The 14744-nt window shown below is 66.7% G+C and carries 19 protein-coding genes; 13 read left to right on the top strand and 6 right to left on the bottom strand.

What is annotated here, in order from left to right; genetic code table 11:
* Nucleotides 1-218: 218 nt before the first annotated feature.
* Complete coding sequence (locus tag AC07CM_RS45090; protein ID WP_478882377.1) at nt 219-1124, bottom strand: MmyB family transcriptional regulator; 906 nt, start codon at nt 1122-1124, stop codon at nt 219-221.
* A gap of 422 nt (nt 1125-1546) precedes the next feature.
* Here AC07CM_RS45090 and AC07CM_RS45085 point away from each other — a divergent pair, with 422 nt between their 5' ends.
* The 8 genes from AC07CM_RS45085 (at nt 1547) to AC07CM_RS45050 (ending at nt 7690) form a co-directional block, all read left to right on the top strand.
* A complete protein-coding gene (locus tag AC07CM_RS45085) occupies nt 1547-2170 on the top strand; it encodes an XRE family transcriptional regulator (protein WP_478882376.1) in 624 nt (207 codons plus the stop codon).
* 162 nt (nt 2171-2332) lie between these two features.
* Nucleotides 2333-2857 (top strand): hypothetical protein, encoded by a 525-nt coding sequence (locus AC07CM_RS45080; RefSeq protein WP_478882375.1) that lies wholly within the window; start codon nt 2333-2335, stop codon nt 2855-2857.
* 176 nt (nt 2858-3033) lie between these two features.
* The gene (locus AC07CM_RS45075) at nt 3034-4047 is read left to right on the top strand and encodes an MAB_1171c family putative transporter (RefSeq protein WP_478882374.1); all 1014 of its coding nucleotides are present in this window, start codon (nt 3034-3036) and stop codon (nt 4045-4047) included.
* Nucleotides 4048-4105: 58 nt separating this feature from the next.
* Nucleotides 4106-5257, top strand: a complete 1152-nt coding sequence (locus AC07CM_RS45070; RefSeq protein WP_478882373.1) for an MAB_1171c family putative transporter — start codon at nt 4106-4108, stop codon at nt 5255-5257.
* Between the two features lie 32 nt (nt 5258-5289).
* On the top strand, nt 5290-6732 hold the full coding sequence (locus AC07CM_RS45065; RefSeq protein WP_478882379.1) for an NAD(P)/FAD-dependent oxidoreductase: 1443 nt from the start codon (nt 5290-5292) through the stop codon (nt 6730-6732).
* A gap of 81 nt (nt 6733-6813) precedes the next feature.
* Nucleotides 6814-7074, top strand: coding sequence for a DUF6207 family protein (locus tag AC07CM_RS45060; protein ID WP_478882372.1), 261 nt, complete (start codon nt 6814-6816; stop codon nt 7072-7074).
* 170 nt (nt 7075-7244) lie between these two features.
* Complete coding sequence (locus AC07CM_RS45055; RefSeq protein WP_478882371.1) at nt 7245-7469, top strand: cytidylyltransferase domain-containing protein; 225 nt, start codon at nt 7245-7247, stop codon at nt 7467-7469.
* Nucleotides 7460-7690, top strand: coding sequence for a cytidylyltransferase domain-containing protein (locus tag AC07CM_RS45050; RefSeq protein WP_478882378.1), 231 nt, complete (start codon nt 7460-7462; stop codon nt 7688-7690). The genes AC07CM_RS45055 and AC07CM_RS45050 overlap by 10 nt, the downstream gene beginning before the upstream one ends.
* On the opposite strand, the gene AC07CM_RS45045 is transcribed toward AC07CM_RS45050, so the two are convergent.
* From AC07CM_RS45045 to AC07CM_RS45030, 4 genes are all read right to left on the bottom strand, one after another.
* A complete protein-coding gene (locus AC07CM_RS45045) occupies nt 7675-8448 on the bottom strand; it encodes a transposase family protein (protein WP_478882370.1) in 774 nt (257 codons plus the stop codon). The two genes, AC07CM_RS45050 and AC07CM_RS45045, sit on opposite strands and share 16 nt — an antisense overlap.
* Before the next feature lie 356 nt (nt 8449-8804).
* On the bottom strand, nt 8805-9509 hold the full coding sequence (locus tag AC07CM_RS45040) for a Gfo/Idh/MocA family oxidoreductase (RefSeq protein WP_478882369.1): 705 nt from the start codon (nt 9507-9509) through the stop codon (nt 8805-8807).
* A complete protein-coding gene (locus AC07CM_RS45035; protein WP_478882368.1) occupies nt 9506-9661 on the bottom strand; it encodes a hypothetical protein in 156 nt (51 codons plus the stop codon). Before AC07CM_RS45035 ends, AC07CM_RS45040 begins: the two co-directional genes overlap by 4 nt.
* A gap of 510 nt (nt 9662-10171) precedes the next feature.
* Nucleotides 10172-11050: an endonuclease domain-containing protein gene (locus tag AC07CM_RS45030; RefSeq protein WP_478882367.1), complete on the bottom strand. Its 879-nt coding sequence runs from the start codon at nt 11048-11050 to the stop codon at nt 10172-10174.
* Nucleotides 11051-11645: 595 nt separating this feature from the next.
* Between AC07CM_RS45030 and AC07CM_RS45025 the strand changes: the two genes are divergently transcribed.
* The 5 genes from AC07CM_RS45025 to AC07CM_RS45005 all read left to right on the top strand — a co-directional run bounded on the left by AC07CM_RS45025 (nt 11646) and on the right by AC07CM_RS45005 (nt 14121).
* On the top strand, nt 11646-12011 hold the full coding sequence (locus tag AC07CM_RS45025; RefSeq protein WP_478882366.1) for a hypothetical protein: 366 nt from the start codon (nt 11646-11648) through the stop codon (nt 12009-12011).
* A 469-nt stretch (nt 12012-12480) separates the two neighbouring features.
* On the top strand, nt 12481-12726 hold the full coding sequence (locus AC07CM_RS45020) for a hypothetical protein (RefSeq protein WP_478882365.1): 246 nt from the start codon (nt 12481-12483) through the stop codon (nt 12724-12726).
* A 56-nt stretch (nt 12727-12782) separates the two neighbouring features.
* Nucleotides 12783-13769 carry a phosphotransferase family protein gene (locus AC07CM_RS45015; RefSeq protein WP_478882364.1) on the top strand — a complete coding sequence of 329 codons (987 nt, stop codon included), beginning with the start codon at nt 12783-12785 and terminating at the stop codon, nt 13767-13769.
* Nucleotides 13770-13787: 18 nt separating this feature from the next.
* Nucleotides 13788-13985 (top strand): hypothetical protein, encoded by a 198-nt coding sequence (locus tag AC07CM_RS45010; RefSeq protein ID WP_478882363.1) that lies wholly within the window; start codon nt 13788-13790, stop codon nt 13983-13985.
* A gap of 1 nt (nt 13986) precedes the next feature.
* The gene (locus AC07CM_RS45005) at nt 13987-14121 is read left to right on the top strand and encodes a hypothetical protein (RefSeq protein ID WP_478882362.1); all 135 of its coding nucleotides are present in this window, start codon (nt 13987-13989) and stop codon (nt 14119-14121) included.
* 33 nt (nt 14122-14154) lie between these two features.
* On the opposite strand, the gene AC07CM_RS45000 is transcribed toward AC07CM_RS45005, so the two are convergent.
* Nucleotides 14155-14715: an SAM-dependent methyltransferase gene (locus tag AC07CM_RS45000; protein WP_478882361.1), complete on the bottom strand. Its 561-nt coding sequence runs from the start codon at nt 14713-14715 to the stop codon at nt 14155-14157.
* Between the last annotated feature and the right edge of the window lie 29 nt (nt 14716-14744).

Here is a 14744-nt window from a genome sequence, read left to right as displayed (position 1 = left end):
TGCTCATGTTGCTCTTGCCACTCACTATCTGGACTGCTTCCTCCGGGACTCAACCGTCCCAGTATCAGGCTGTCCAGTTCAGCGGGGGAACTTCACACCCAACTGTGACCGGGCCACTGCGTGGCCTCACAAAGGCCTTGCGCACGACGGACCTGGCCATCTGACAAGCGCTGGAGCGCTCGGCAATTGTTTCTTCCGCATCGCACGCCAGGCAGCCGTTAGGCCGCGTGATGGCCGTGCGAGCCCTCCCGTTCCTGGCTGAGTCTGTCGTCCGTCTCGACCAGAACCAGGGTGATGCGAGTGAGTCCGAGCGTCTGCAACGATCGGGGCGTTTCTTCCACGAGTCGGCAGCCCTGGAGACCGAGCTGTGGATCAGGGTGGCGGAGTTCCCGAACCGGCCCTTCGTGATGGACCAGGTCCGCTCCGGAGCCCAGCACCCAGTTCGGGATGTCGAGGTAAGAATCGCGGAGCGTCGGCTGGCGGTACACGTCCCGACGGATGCTCTGGAGGCCGGCGTCCTGGTCGTGCCGCTCCAGACTCGATGCCAGTGTGGCAAGCAGGGCGAGCTGCCACTTCGAGTGATCCATCAGGACGGTTGGGGCGTCGGGGTGGAACAGGCCGAAGCGTAGAAAGTTCTGGTCGGGCATCGCCGTGGGATACGGCCTTAAACCTGCGAACAGGTCGAGGTAGGCGTTGTTGGACATCCGTACATCCCACCGGTGGTCGATGAGGAAGGTGGGCAGTGAGAGTGCGTCCATCATGGCGCGGTAGTCCTCGAGGAAGGCTGCGGTCGCCGGATCCTCGGCATGGGCACGTCTAGAGGTGGCACGCACATCAGGCAGGGGGCCGCGGTCGAGGGCCAACCAGAACAGCCGACAGGTCTGATATTCAGACATCTGCAATGCCTGAGCGAGGGCATGCAGCTTCTCGTCGGTCCACTGTGTGACCCTGCCACGCTCCCAGTTCCCATAGGCACGATCGCTTATCATCAGGCGCTCGGCTATGACCTTCTGGCTCAGGCCGAGATATTCCCGGCGTCCCTTAACGAAATCCTGCAGCCGCCTGGCTCGCATCTCCGTAGCCAAGTCTTCGCCAACCCCAGCGCCAGCGACCCTCATCGGCATGTCGGTTCCTCCTATGCCCCCCTCACGAAGAGACTGCTCATCTCTCGACCTCTGCGCCCTGGGCGCTTGGCCTACCCGGCGCATTGGGCCGAGGTGCAGGGCGTCGGTCGGGTGCCGCCCCAGCAAGCCCATCACGCCTCCTCATAGTCGATTGGGCCGGCTCCTCCTGGCTGGGGCTGGCCGCCCGTTTGCTCTAGCCGTTCGACCGCCCGGTCAGTTGAGGCGGATCCTGTCCAACTAACGGACCGCACGGTCTGTTACATCGGCAGGGTGATCCTGCTATCAGACATAACGCGGTGTCAACTATGCCTGCCGACTTCAGCAGAGGGACTTAACATTGCCCGCAGTCTGAGGGATAGTGTCGATACCCTCGGATCAGTCCAGTCCTTGATCCTTACGACGTGCGCCCAGGAGAGTGGTCGGTGGCAGCAGACGATGCCTACGGGAGACTGGCGGGTACGCTTGAGCGCATACGCCGCGCCGCTGGACGGTCTGACCTGTCTGAAGTGCTGAACACGGAGGACCTGTCGTGGGAGACGGGTATGCCCGTACCTGTCGTGCAGAACCTGTTGGAGGGCGGCCGGGCTGTGGAGACCACGGTGCCCGAGCGCGTCCGCCAGCGGCTTGACTTCGTCCGAGAGACACGGCGGCGAGATGACGGCAAGACCTATTCCCTCAGAGAGATTGCCGATGCCGCCGGTGTGACTCGCCAGACGATGAGCGAGTGGCTCACCAAATCCGTGCCGAGCCTGGAGAGCGCCGATCGGCTCCGTCGCTTCTTCTCGCTTACGCCCGGGTTCTTCGTCGCTGACGAGCCGGAGGCTCTCAACGAAGCGCTGCAGCGGCATTTGCAGGATCTTGAGTCTCAATCAGACCCCCTCGCGCAGCTCCGTACCCCGGAGATCCTCCAGCTGGCCGCGCGGGGCGTCCTCTCACCCGATGGGGTCGAAGCGATGGCTCGCTGGGCCGCGTCTCTCACGAGGTCCGCTGACCCTGCTGCCGCCATTGAACCGCAGCATGAAGCCGGTGGCCGCCATGAGGACTGAGCGCCGCCGCGTACGAGGTCCCGTAGCGGAGCGTGGACTGCACTTTACACATCGGCCGCGCTCGGAGCGTGTCATTGCCATTGCTTCGGGTTGCGAGGGAGGACTGTGAATCCACTTATCTCAATGCGGCAGTGGCGACGGATGCGAGACCGCGACAGGAAAATGCGCCAGCTCACCGACGAACTCATGGCGCCTGTGCGAGAAAAAGTCGGCTCTGCTGACCTAGCAGAGCCCGAGGACTTGTTCCAGGCTTTGGTGGAGTCGGCCAGACGGTGGCGTGGTGATCGCAGGCTACAGGTTCACGTGGTGAACATTCCACGCACCTTCAGGGCTACGGGGCTGTGGGTCAAGCGAGATGATCAGGACGACGTGATCATTGAAGCTGACGCGGAGCCCTGGCACCAGGCACAGATCTTTGGGCACGAACTGTGGCACATAAGGCAAGAGGACGGCGTCACGCCTGAGCAGCTGGCCGAGGGGATCTGCTCTGGCTTGGGAGCACATACGCCCGATGCCCAGCCTACTGCTGCCCGCTCCCGGTTCGACGAGGACGCTGAGAAGGAAGCTGAGCTTTTCGGGATACGTGTCGGCCAGGCGATGAGGTTACTCATGGACCAAGACGTGATCGCTGGCGAAACGGCGCGCAACATCGCAGATGCTCTTGTCTACCGGGGGAAGCGAAATTGAGCGGGGCGGTCAACTACGTAAGCTGCGGCCTGCTTTGGGTGGGCCTTCTAGTGAAGCTCCCCGACCTGATCAGGCACTGGAACGAGCCGTCCCTGCGAGCCATCAACGGGGTGCTAGGATTCGCTTCCCTGTGCTTTCTTTTCGGGGCGCCCCCCACGGTGGGGGTAATCAACCGGATGAGCGGCGTACCCAACCTCGCTGCTCCGCTCACCTACTCTTCGATCACTGCCTACAGCGCGGCGCTGCTGGTCCTGATCGCCTGCTGGCGCGGCGGTCCCTCAATGGGCCGGACGGCTCGGAGTTGGATTTGTAGCTACACGGCGGTGCTCGTAGGCATCGCTATTCTGTTCGCGCTAGGTAATGCTGCGGAGGAGCGGCGAACGGACTTCGACACGTACTACGCGACGACCCCGTGGATCGCCGAGATGATCCTCCTGTATCTCGCCGCCCATCTCACGGCTGTGACGGTCAGTGCCATATGGTCGCTGCGTTGGGCCGTCCAACTGGAACTGCGCAGGCGTCTTTGGCTGCGAGCCAGCCTTCTGACAATCGGCGTCGGCACCGTGATCAGCGCAGGGTTCAGCGCCGGCAAGCTGCTCGCGATTGTCGCACGATGGTCCGGTCGAGACTGGGATGTTCTCGGTACCTCCGTAGCCCCGCTCTGCGCTGGCCTGGGTGCGCTGCTGACGGTGGTAGGGGTCATCCTTCCCATGGTGGGCCACCACCTATCCGGGTGGAGCAACTACGTTCGTCTGGCACCCCTTGATGCCTTGCTCGATCCGGTTCTCAAGGATCGCGCTCTGCGCGTCGACCGGCCTCGTTCTCCCTTCGCGTGGGGAACCTGGCGCCTTAGCACAATCCTCAATGGCCTCCACGCGATCGAACCGCTCCTCGACAAAGAGGTCTACAACGGCACCTACATTGCAGAGCTGGACAAGGAACGTCACAAAAGCAAGAGGAGTAACAGCAGTAGTACGGAGCTCGCGACTTCTGTAGCGTGGGCCGCCACTGTCGCGGCGGCGGCACATCGAAGCAGACAGCCGATGCTCGAGCTCGTCAGCGAGTCGACCACTCCCCTCTCGTTCCCGCGAGACGCCGAGGTGCTGGTTCGGATCGCCAATGCCGCAAAACGGTCTGGACGTCAATCGCGCTCCACTGCATCCAGCCGCACCAGGACCAGATCGGTGTGACCGCGAAGCAGATCTCACTACCCCCCACACGCAGTGGACCTGAACGGAGTCCCCCGAAATGAGCCTTGTCGTGTACATGGCGGCCCTTCTGTTCGCCCTGGCCACCCTGCTGCTGCGCCGACCACGCACGACTCCACGAACGCCGCTCACCGTACCCACGCGCGTAGCCGTCTTCCTCGGAGCCTGCTGCTTCGTCTGCGCGGCTCCAGCAACACTGGCCGCAGTCAACCACGCCACAGGAATTCCCAATGTCGGCGCCCCACTGACTTACAGCGTGATATCCGCATACAGCTGCTCACTGATCATCCTGCTGATCCACTGGAGGGGCGGCCCGAGAGAACAGATCCGCCGCATGGTGACCATCAGCGTTACCGTCTACGCCACACTGATCATCGCCATCATCGTGCTGTTCAGCCTCGCGCACGCAGACGTAGAGCGTCTCAGTGACCTTGATACGTACTACGCGACGACCCCATACATGCGCGAGATGATCATTCTCTACCTGCTAGGGCATCTGGCAAGCACCATCGTACTCAGCGTGGTCTGCCTGAGGTGGATACGCGATGAGGTCACGGGCCTGCTGCGTACCGGCCTGTGGCTGATCCTCGCCGGCCTGCTTCTGGACGTCCTCGGATTCGAGATCGCCAAGGTCGTCGCTGTCGCTACACGTTGGTTCGGCTACAACCTGGACTTTCTGTCAACCAAGATCGCGCCGCCGGCCGCCTCACTCGGCGCTCTGGTTTGCTCCGCAGGTTTCGTCCTGCCGCGACTCGCTTCTGCCGCCACCTCGCAGAGGCAGAGCCTCGCCGATTACCGTGCGCTCGAGCCGCTTTGGACGGCAGTAAAAGACGTAGCCACAGTTCCGAAGGCAGAGCCGACCTGGTGGCACCTTTGGTGGCGGCTGCCGAGCAGCCGTCTATACCAGCTCGAGGCGAACATCCGCGATGGCCTGCTACAACTGACGGCCCACCTCGACCAGAGCGTTGGCCGAGCCGCCTTCGCAGCCGCTGTGGAGCGCGGCGAGAACGCAGAGCAGGCGCGCACTGCTTCAGAGGAAGCGATGATCATCGACGGCATCTGCCGTGTGTCGGGGAAGGGAAGCGGCCCGGCCGACCCACCTGACAAGTTCCGTCTAACCATCAATCTGGTCCACCTGGCGAACGCTGTCAATCGTGTTCATGCATCCCTGGAGCAGGTGAGAACTCAGTGACGACGATTCATGACCACTACAAGGAGAACCCTGTGTCGCAGAGAGCTATCGTGATCGGAGCCGGCATCGCCGGACTGCTAGCCGCAGCAGCACTGGCCCGATCACTGTCCACGGCCGAGGTCCTCCTACTCGACAGGGACATACTTCCTGACACACCGGAAAACCGGCGCGGTGTTCCCCAGGGCCAGCACGCTCACCTGCTCATGGCCGGCGGCCTCACCGCCATGGAAGCCCTGCTCCCAGTGGGTGTGCGTGACCGCCTCGTAGAAGCAGGGGCACACGAGATATCACTCGGCAACGGGATGCTAGCCCTCACTCCCGACGGATGGTTCCAGCGCTGGAGGTACAACGGACCCCACATGATCACCTGCACGCGCGCGCTGCTGGACTGGGTCATCCGTGAGGCTCTCTTGGAGTGCACGCCCAACGTCATCATCCAGCAGGCCACCGTAGAGGGCCTGCTCGGAAACGCTCAGCGCGTGCACGGCGTTCGAATCAGCGGGGCAGCCCAGGGGCTTCCTTCCGAGTTGGAAGCCGACATCGTCGTCGACGCGAGCGGCCGGGGCTCGGGCAACCTGCAATGGCTCAGCGACCTCGGCATCACCGGCGTGGAAGAGCGGAAGATCGACTCCGGCCTCACCAACGCCACCCGGATCTACCGCACCCCGGCGGGTGCCGACTCGTGGCCGCTGACCGTGATCCAGTCCAACCCCTACAGCGGCCAGCCCGGCCGGAGTGCCATGGTGCTACCGATCGAAGGCAACCGGTGGATGGTCAGCGCCGGCGGCACCCGAGGTGGCGAACCTCCCCAGGATCCACAGGGTTTCCTCGAGTACGCCCTCAGCCTGCCCCATCCGATCGTCGGCCACCTCATCGCCGGTGCCGAAGCCCTCACCGATGTGGTGGTCAGCCGCGGCCGCAGCACCAGCAACGCTCGCCGATACTTCGAGAAATCGGAACGGTGGCCTGAGCGGTTCGTACCGCTCGGCGACGCGTTGGCCACCTTCAACCCGGCTTACGGGCAGGGCATGTCGGTGGCGGCTCTCGGCGCCCAGGTCCTCGCTCACGAGCTGCAGAAGACCGGCCTCGCCAGCGTCGGCCTGTCCCGGCGAGTACTTCGAGGCGCGGCCCACCACGTCGACACCGCATGGGCCACTGCCGTTGGAATGGACGTCCTGTACCCGGATGTACGGGGGGCAGAGCCAAAGCCCGCCGACCGACTCGCAGCCTGGTATGCACGCCGACTTACCAAAGCCGCAACCGGCTCCTACAATGCAGCAGCAGCGCTCTGGGACGTGACCAGTCTGAAGGTACCCCCAACTGCCCTCATGCGCCCGAAGGCCCTGCTGGCCGCAGTGACCGGCCCTCTCCTCCCGCGGAGGTCCGAGCCCCCCCTCCGGCCCTCGGAGCGCGAGATTCACGACCGCCTCCGGAAGGCTACTCTCAGTTCGGATACCGCCGAGAGACGGCACTAGCCGACCGCCCGCACAGCCCTTCAGGTAACCGGTCGGGTGAAGCCGAAGGTGTCGCGGAACCCTCGCGGGTACTGGCACGTCATGCCATTCATGATGCCGATTCTTCCAGCGCATGTGACAGAGCCCGGGCTGGCTGTGATAGACATCGCGGCCAGCGGCGACCGAAGCGCCTTCACCGTCCAGGGGCTGCTCACCGCGCGCTGCGCGAGCGCGTCGGCGGACGGGACGGCCTGTGAGCCTGACGAGACCGGCGCGGCTGCGCTGCTTCCTGGACTTGCGTCAGGAACCCTGCAGTCAGTATTCGGTCGCCTGGGCCGGACACTCATGGTCCATGCGTGCTGATGTGCACGCATGGACCATGAGGCTGAGTGAGGAGCTTTCAGCACCGGGCCCTCGACGTCGCGTCCGCCCGAGTCCCTACTGCGACTGACTGTCCTGATCACAACTGGCAATGGGAAGCTGCACCCGCACCATGGGCAGCTGGACGACAGAGCTGCGCATAGCACTAGGCGGTGGCAAACGGCCGCGCCAAGCTGGCTCTCCTCCCCCGCCCCACTCATTCCTGCCTGCGGACCGGAGAACACCTCACCGGCACGGACCGCGTTGCGGAGTACGCGGAACGCCTACCCGCCGATGCGTACATCAACGTCCAGGGCGACGAACCGTTCATCTCCCCCGCCGCGATCGACGCCGTTTCCGATGCCATGGAGCACCTGGCGCCCGGACCCTGGCGGTAAACGGGTACACGGAGCTGGACGACGCCGGTGCCGTCCTGGACCACCACGTCGTCAAGGTCGTCGTCGATGCCGAGCACAACGCCCTGATGTTCTCCCGGCAGCCGATCCCCTACCCGCGCGAGGACCGGCCGAGGTACCTGCGTCAGCTCGGTCTCTACGGCTTCACCGGAACGGCCCTCAGCATGAGGCTTATTCACGGGGCTGATCAGGTGTTTTTGTAGAAGGCCAGTGCGGTGACGGTGTTGACGATGAAGGGGAGACGGTGGAGCGGGCCGCGGTAGCGGGTGGCGAGGATCTTCCAGTCCTTCAGGTGAGCGATCGCGCGTTCGACGGCCGCACGAAGCCGGCTGACGGACTGGTTGAAGATCTTGTCGCTGGCGGGCCGGTCCTGTCGGGGTGGTTTGCGGCGTCCGGTGAGCATGCCGGTGCCGAGGTAGCCCAGGTCGCCGATGTTGTCGCGGTCGGCGAAGGTCTCGGGGAATCCGGAGGCGTTCCAGGCGCGCACGTCGTGCCAGGAGCCGGGTACCGGTGCCGATACGGCGATCAGGTCCCCGGCCAGGGTGGCGGCGACCTGCAGGTTGAATCCGGTATCGCGATGCTTGCCCGACCACAGCGAAGTGCCGTGGCCGGCCCAGTCCCAGGTGGTGACCAAAGTGCCGTCGACCAGCACGATCCTGCCCCTGGACGCCTCGGCGGGATCGGGCACGTGCTGGGCCAGGACTTTCGCCACCACCGACAGCAGCACACTCCAGCGCCGCGAGACGGTGGCCTGACTGACACCGAACAGCTCCGCGGCCACCTCCTGGACCGGGTTCTGCCGCAGCAGGAATAACACCATCACCACCGACCGGTACAGGCCCAGCGCCCGCATCTGCTCGGGCTGCGGCCCTGACGGGGCCGCCCGCAGTTCCCGGTGGACACCAGCCACCAACTCCGTCAGTTGCCTCTTGCCCAGCCCCGTCGTAACGTTCCAGCTCAACGGCCCTGCCTCGGTACGTACTTGATGTCGTGGAACACACCAAGCTACCGAGCAGGGCCGCCCTACTGATCACCAGAACCAGGCCCGTGAATAAGCCTCCATGTTCCGCCATCTCCCCCAAGGGCCGCTGGAACGTACGGAAGGCGTGGAGATGCTGCGCGTCATCGAACATGGCCACGGCGTACGGATGCTCGGCGTCGCGGACGAATGCTTGGCAGTCGACACTCCCGAGGACCTCACGAGGGCCGGCACCTTGTTGCGGACTCACACCGAGCGTGCGATCCCCCACTTCTCCTGATGACCGCGGTCGACGGCCGCTCCCTGGATCCGGCGCTCTGCTCGCCCGCTTCACCAGATCACGCTCCATCCCCCGGCGCCGGAACAGCGGCACGCTCGGGGTTTTGGCCACCGCCGCTCCAGACCCTGGCCTCGGGGCCGGCGGTCAGCAGGTGGTAGCCCTGCCACAGCAGGATCTGCAGCGCCGTCACCTGGTGCGGTTCCAGGTGGTCGGGGATGGGCTGGGGCGGGTCCTGGTCGAAGGTGTAGGGGGAGAAACCGGCCGGGAGCAGGCGGCGACGCGCAGCCTCGTCGACGCCGTCCGCCTTCACCAGCCAGCCTCCAGCGGGCTCGGGCACGTGGGCAAGGGCCGCGTGCAGCGCCGGATCGTGGGCGCGCATCGCCCCGACCTCGAGCAGCAGCCCGGCGGCCCGGGCCCGGGCGGCGAGCTTGCGGGTGCGCACGACGTCCAGGCAGACGGGCTTCTCGGTGACGACGTGGACACCGGCGTCGAGGGCCTCCTCGATGAGGTCCTCGTGTACGCCGGTGAGAATCACCAGCACGTCGGCTTCGGTCAGCAGGTCACCGACGCGGGTTGCGCTGCGGGGCACGGCGAACCGGTTCTGCGTGGTACGGGCCCGTGCGGGGTCGCGGTCGGCTACGGCAATCAGGTCGAAAGCGTCGGAGCGGGTGAGGAGCGGGAGGTGCAGTCCGAAGGCGGCGGCGCCGCATCCGGCGACCGCGAGCCGCCACGGCCGTACGGCCGGACTGAGGGTGGGGGTCATCGGTGTGCCTCCGCAGGGGTCCAGCACCGGGTGGCCGCGTGGTGGGACAGGCGGGCGATCTCCCCTGCGGGCAGGGCCCGCAGGTCGGGGTTGAATAGCTCCACCGACACCGGCCCGGCGTAGCCGCCCTGGGTGAGGGCGTCGGCGAACACCGTCCAGTTCAGGGCGCCGTCTCAAGCTCCGGCGCGCGCTCAATCTCAGGGCTACCAACACGACCGAAACACATGTGCTCGAAATTCCGGCCGGCTCGTTGAGCCGCAGGAGGAGCTGAACATCCGGATCGGCCGGCCCGCCCGGGCAGCCGAACTGGAGGACCTTCAGCCGTCCGTCGACTACGCGGGCCCGCCGCTCAGGAGGTGCGCATCCACGCCGTCGGCCGTTCCTGCTCAGCCGCTACGAGCGGATGGCCGAGGGGCACCACAATGTGATGGCCGACCCGGAGGGCAACTTGAGGTTGTCAGAGGTCGAAGACGCTCCCCAACCTCTGCCCTGGCTGGCGGAGCGCTGCTGTCACCGCCAACAATGCGTCGACACATCGTGACGATGGAACTTCACCCGGAGTGAGCGACCTCGCCTCTGCTGCGCATTTCCCTGGGGCGTGACCGCGTCGGGGGCCAGCAGCTGCGAGGTGACGGTGGGGTGTCCGGTCTCCCGGTGCCCACTCAAAACAGTTCTAGGTCCTCGCCGCTGGTGTCCGCAATGACTGGCCGGAACTGGGCAGGGAGGCCGTCCAGGCGGTCAGGACCAGCCGCTGCGGCCACGGCAGGGGCTGCCTCGGCCAACCAGGCACGAAACCGCTCGGTGGCTTCGCGGTAGGGGACTTTCGCCAGGACACGGTGCTCGCCAGAGGGGCAGAAGTCGACGGCGACAGTGAGCAGGCAGGAACGGGGCGCGTTCTGACTGCCCGTCCAGGACACGCGCAGGACACCGCAGGGCTTGCGCCCGCGGGGGGCGCGGTGGGTCGGGCGCAGCGATCGGCAGGCTATGTAAGCGGTCCATGCGGCGAGGTGCGGCAGGGGCAGGGTGGTGCGTGCGCGGCAGCCGGGGCAGCGGTGCCAGTGGCGGAGCCAGTCGTCGGTGTCGGTGCGGAAGAGGCGTGTGTAGCGGTTCGCCACGCGGATGTCGTTGCTGTACAGGTGGTCGGGGCGTTCCTGTGTGTTGCAAGACTGGCAGACGGGGGCGCGAACGTAGCCGTGTTCGTGGCAGTGGTCCAGCACGGTGGCGGGCGCAGTGCGGCAGACGGCGCACGCCCACCCAGTCGAGGTACCGGACTTCCTGCTGAGCACCGAGTACAGCTGGCCTTCCAGTTCTTTGTTGTACGGGCGCAGTGAGTCGGTGGGGCCCTCGGGGCTCGTCTGCCGACCGCCGGCGTCTCGGGCCTGCCGGGGGTGAGAGGGGGGCTCGGTGACGGCTGCGCTTGCCTGGCGGGTCCGCGCGGCTTGCACCCACTGCGTTTCGGCGTGCTCGGTCGCGTCCAGCAGCCTGACCACAGCGCGCGGCAGCCACCACGTGCGCTGTGTCCCGTCGCGGGTCTGCTCCACGAGTATCTGTGGCCAGTCGATCCCCGCCAGATGGTACGGCCGGCCGACTTCAGGTCGTGCTGCCCACTCGGGGCCGCCCAGCTCCTGCAGTTCCCCCGTGATGCGCTGGCGCCAACGCAGAGGGGTTCCCTCGTTACACTCCTGCCTCGGCGCCCCACGAAACGGACCGATGCGGACCAGGTCCTGCCGATCCATCCGAACCGCGTTCAGTTCCGCGGCCGCCCGGCGCACCTCAACCTCCCGAACACTCCACTGACCGCCGCTCGCCCTCACCGTCGCCACCACATGGCCGCCGAGCAGGACGTACCCCACCCGGGCACGTGCAGGAGAGCAGGTGAATGCCCCAGAAGCCGTCGGCACAGCACTGTCGGCCGTCAAATCGACCCACAGAGCGTCCGCGGCAACCAGGGTGATCAGGCCGTCCGTGCGACCGGGCATGACACGCTCTGACATACCGACAGGCTAACGGCCTGCGACGCGGCAACGGGTCCCAAGCGCCTCGGTCAGCCGGGCCGCCGCCCGCAACTCCGTATTTGCCGGGTGACTTGCGGCGAGAACACGAGGGCGGCCCGGTAGCCAGCCCGAGGGTTTGCCCATGACCCTGAAGGTTCCCCTGAAAGAGACCGCCCTCAACGCCGAGCGCATCGCCCGCATCGGCCGCGAAGTCCAGTCGGTCTGCCCAGAGTACGACGCCGACAGCTTCGTGAAGTCGGTGACGGCCGACCTTCCCCGGCTGGAGCTCAGCGCCCGGATCGCGCGCACCAGCGAGGGCCTGCACGCCCACCTTCCGATCACCGACCCCGACGCGCTAGACATCCTGCTGCGCTCCCTCCCGCCGACGCCCGAGGCCGCCGGGGTGACCAACGACTTCGGCCTGCACATCTACTCGCCCCACTCCGCCGAAAATCGTCCGTTGGCGCGGCGGCGCCGAGTGCCTGGCGCCTGCGGACCGGCCAGGTGAGCTTGAGGTAGCGCAGGGTCGACGAGGCCGCGTAGCTGATGTCGACATCTACCCGCTGGACGGCGAACGGTGCCTGGGCGGGGAACTCGGCCCGCTGGATGTCGACCGTGGGCCCGGGTAGTTCGGCGTCGACGGCGATGAACCCGCCGAGCTGTTCGAACCTGCCGCTCCACAAGGTGTTGGTAGTGCGATCGAGGGAGAGCGCGCCGCCCGCGACGGTATCGTCGCGGGCGACCGGAACGGCTGGCTGGGGGGCTACCGCTGCCGAGACGTACGACCAGCTGTGGGAAGACCTGCGGAAGGCGGCCGCGACGGTGCAAGGACCCCCGCGCTGGGACCGTCTGCTAGGCCGGGGGCACTGACATGGTTGCCGTGCGCCAGGCAAGTTAAGGAGTGGTTGTGCTTCAAATCCAGCTGGGCCGGGAACGGCCCACAGAGCCGGGCTACCGCCTCGGCCGGTCCACGATCGGTGGCGCCAGGGGATGACGGACGACGAGGCGTACAGGCCGGCTGCGGCACCTGGAAGTTCAACGCGGACCGCGCCCTGGCCCAGGACGAGGTGCAGATCGTCAACACGGAGGGCCTGGTGCTCGCCGTTGCCACGATCACCGGGATCGGCAAGCACGGTGACCCGACCGGTACGCCCTCGAAGGTGAACTCCTGCGCATGGACCCGCGGCCGGGAAGCCCACTGCCACCCTCCACCGGTCCCGTAACTCCGTAGCCTACTTCTGACCAGCCGCTTTGCCTTCTCGGCCCATGAAGGAGCTCCATGGACTTCCGATCCATCACCCGCGCCCCGCACGCCTTCCAGCAGCCCGTCACCGCCGAGGACATCCAGTTGATCGGCCAGCGCGCCTTCGGGGACGCCGCACGCGTTACCTCTGCTGTGGAGCTCGGCGGCGGCATGTACAACACCACCTACCGGCTCACCGTGGACAGCCTGGAGACACCGGTCATCCTGCGCATCGCCCCCGCTCCGGGGCAGCAGTTCAGCTCCGAGCGGGAGTTGATGCGCAACGAGGCGGCCACCGTCCCTTACCTCTCCCCCATCGCCGGCCTCGTCCCGCGCGTCCTGTTCGCCGATTGGTCCCAGGAGATCACCGGCCGGGACTGGATCGTGCAGAGCCACCTCACCGGTGTGCCCGCCCCCGAGCGTCTCCGCGACTACTCCCGCGACCTCTGGCCGGGCTTCTTCGCCCAGCTCGGCGAGATCACGGCACGCGTTCACGCCGTCCACGGCCCGCACTTCGGTCCAGTCGCGGGACCTGGACACCCCACCTGGAGCGCGGCCTTGATCGCCTCCCTCCACGCCATCGCCGACGACCTGGGGCATCTCGGCCTGGACGCAGCCGACGTACGCAAGGTCGCGGACCTCGCCGCAGAACACCACCGTGTCCTCGACGAGATCACCGAACCGCGCCTGCTCACTGGGGACTTGTGGACCGTCAACACCATGCTCGACTCCGAGGCACCCGAACCGTTGATCACCGGAGTCCTCGACCTGGACCGCACTCTCTTCGGCGATCCGGCCGCCGACTGGACCATCCGCATGGCCAGCGCCAAACAGGATGAGCGCACCGCGTTCTGGGACGCATACGGCCCCCTCGACACCTCCGCCGCCGCCACCTGGCGCTCCCTCGTCTACGAAGCCCGCCACCTGGGCGCCATCCGCCTGGAGCGGCACCGTCTCCACAAGGACGATGGCATCGGCGACTCCTACACCTCCATGGCTGCCCTTCTGACCCAGCTGACCTGACGCGAGGGGACGGACCACATGACGTATCGGGCCGTGCCGAAGCAGGAGGCGCTGCGCAGCTACGGCGCTGCTGCTCTCGCCCACGAACGCATGACGGCAGATGGCACGGTCGAGCTCTGCTGGTCCGGCCCCGCCGTCATACACAGCAGCTTCGCCTCCTGGTACGGAATGCCACTCGGCTCGGCGCCCCGCGGAGGAACTGGACAGCGCCGTTGAGGTGGCCCGCGCCAAGCGGAAGGCGAAGCTGATCGTGCGGGAGAACGAGGTACGCGCCCAGGGTGCCGTCCGAGCGGATCTGCTGAACCAGGTCGCCGCGGCGATCGATTACGACGCTGGCATCACCCCCTGGTAGCTGGCGGCCGCGCACGCAGACCACCAGCCTCCGTCAGCCTCGTACGGCGGTGACGGCGGCGCGGCGCGGCAGGTGTGCGCTGGGCAGCCGCCGTCGGGCATCGCCCTGCAGCCCGGCGAGCGCCGAGTCGGGCTCGGCGTGCAGCGTCAGGGCGGTGCGGTAGATGCCCTGGTGGGCGATGTCCCGTGCCGGTGCGGTGGCGTACTGCGCCTCGGTGAATCCTGCCGCGCGCGGCACACGGATCCAGTCGGTGTGCCGGTGGCGTGGTGGAAGGCGCTCGTCGCCGGGGGTGGTGGGTGCCAGCCTGTGAGCACCAGGCGGCCGTTGGGCCGCGAAGGCCGCATTGATCGGAAGGGGAGCAACCCGGCTGCGGGGCTGGGCGATTGGGACCGGGGAGAAGTCGATGCCGATCAGGGCTGCGTGTTCGTGACCGGCGAGCCACAGGCCGGGACCGCCGCGGCGGCAGCCCAGGTCGGCCAGGATCTGCCCCGGGTGCAGATCGTGCTGTTGGGCGATGTGGTGGAGCAGGTTCGCGCACAGGAGGCAGAACAGGTCGAGGTCTGGTGGCAGGTCGGGAGCGACCAGGTGCGCCATCGTGCTGAATGCGGTGTCACCAGTGTGTC

The organism is Streptomyces sp. NPDC044061 (genome assembly GCF_056434305.1).
This window is presented reverse-complemented; position numbering and strand designations above follow the sequence as displayed.

What these genes read in the sequence shown, in the direction of transcription:
- AC07CM_RS45090 (WP_478882377.1), bottom strand. Translation starts at nt 1,124, where the DNA reads ATGCCGATGAGGGTCGCTGGCGCTGGGGTTGGCGAAGACTTGGCTACG.
- AC07CM_RS45080 (WP_478882375.1), top strand. Translation starts at nt 2,333, where the DNA reads ATGCGCCAGCTCACCGACGAACTCATGGCGCCTGTGCGAGAAAAAGTC.
- AC07CM_RS45075 (WP_478882374.1), top strand. Translation starts at nt 3,034, where the DNA reads ATGAGCGGCGTACCCAACCTCGCTGCTCCGCTCACCTACTCTTCGATC.
- AC07CM_RS45070 (WP_478882373.1), top strand. Translation starts at nt 4,106, where the DNA reads ATGAGCCTTGTCGTGTACATGGCGGCCCTTCTGTTCGCCCTGGCCACC.
- AC07CM_RS45060 (WP_478882372.1), top strand. Translation starts at nt 6,814, where the DNA reads ATGCCATTCATGATGCCGATTCTTCCAGCGCATGTGACAGAGCCCGGG.
- AC07CM_RS45040 (WP_478882369.1), bottom strand. Translation starts at nt 9,509, where the DNA reads ATGACCCCCACCCTCAGTCCGGCCGTACGGCCGTGGCGGCTCGCGGTC.
- AC07CM_RS45025 (WP_478882366.1), top strand. Translation starts at nt 11,646, where the DNA reads ATGACCCTGAAGGTTCCCCTGAAAGAGACCGCCCTCAACGCCGAGCGC.
- AC07CM_RS45015 (WP_478882364.1), top strand. Translation starts at nt 12,783, where the DNA reads ATGGACTTCCGATCCATCACCCGCGCCCCGCACGCCTTCCAGCAGCCC.
- AC07CM_RS45010 (WP_478882363.1), top strand. Translation starts at nt 13,788, where the DNA reads ATGACGTATCGGGCCGTGCCGAAGCAGGAGGCGCTGCGCAGCTACGGC.
- AC07CM_RS45000 (WP_478882361.1), bottom strand. Translation starts at nt 14,715, where the DNA reads ATGGCGCACCTGGTCGCTCCCGACCTGCCACCAGACCTCGACCTGTTC.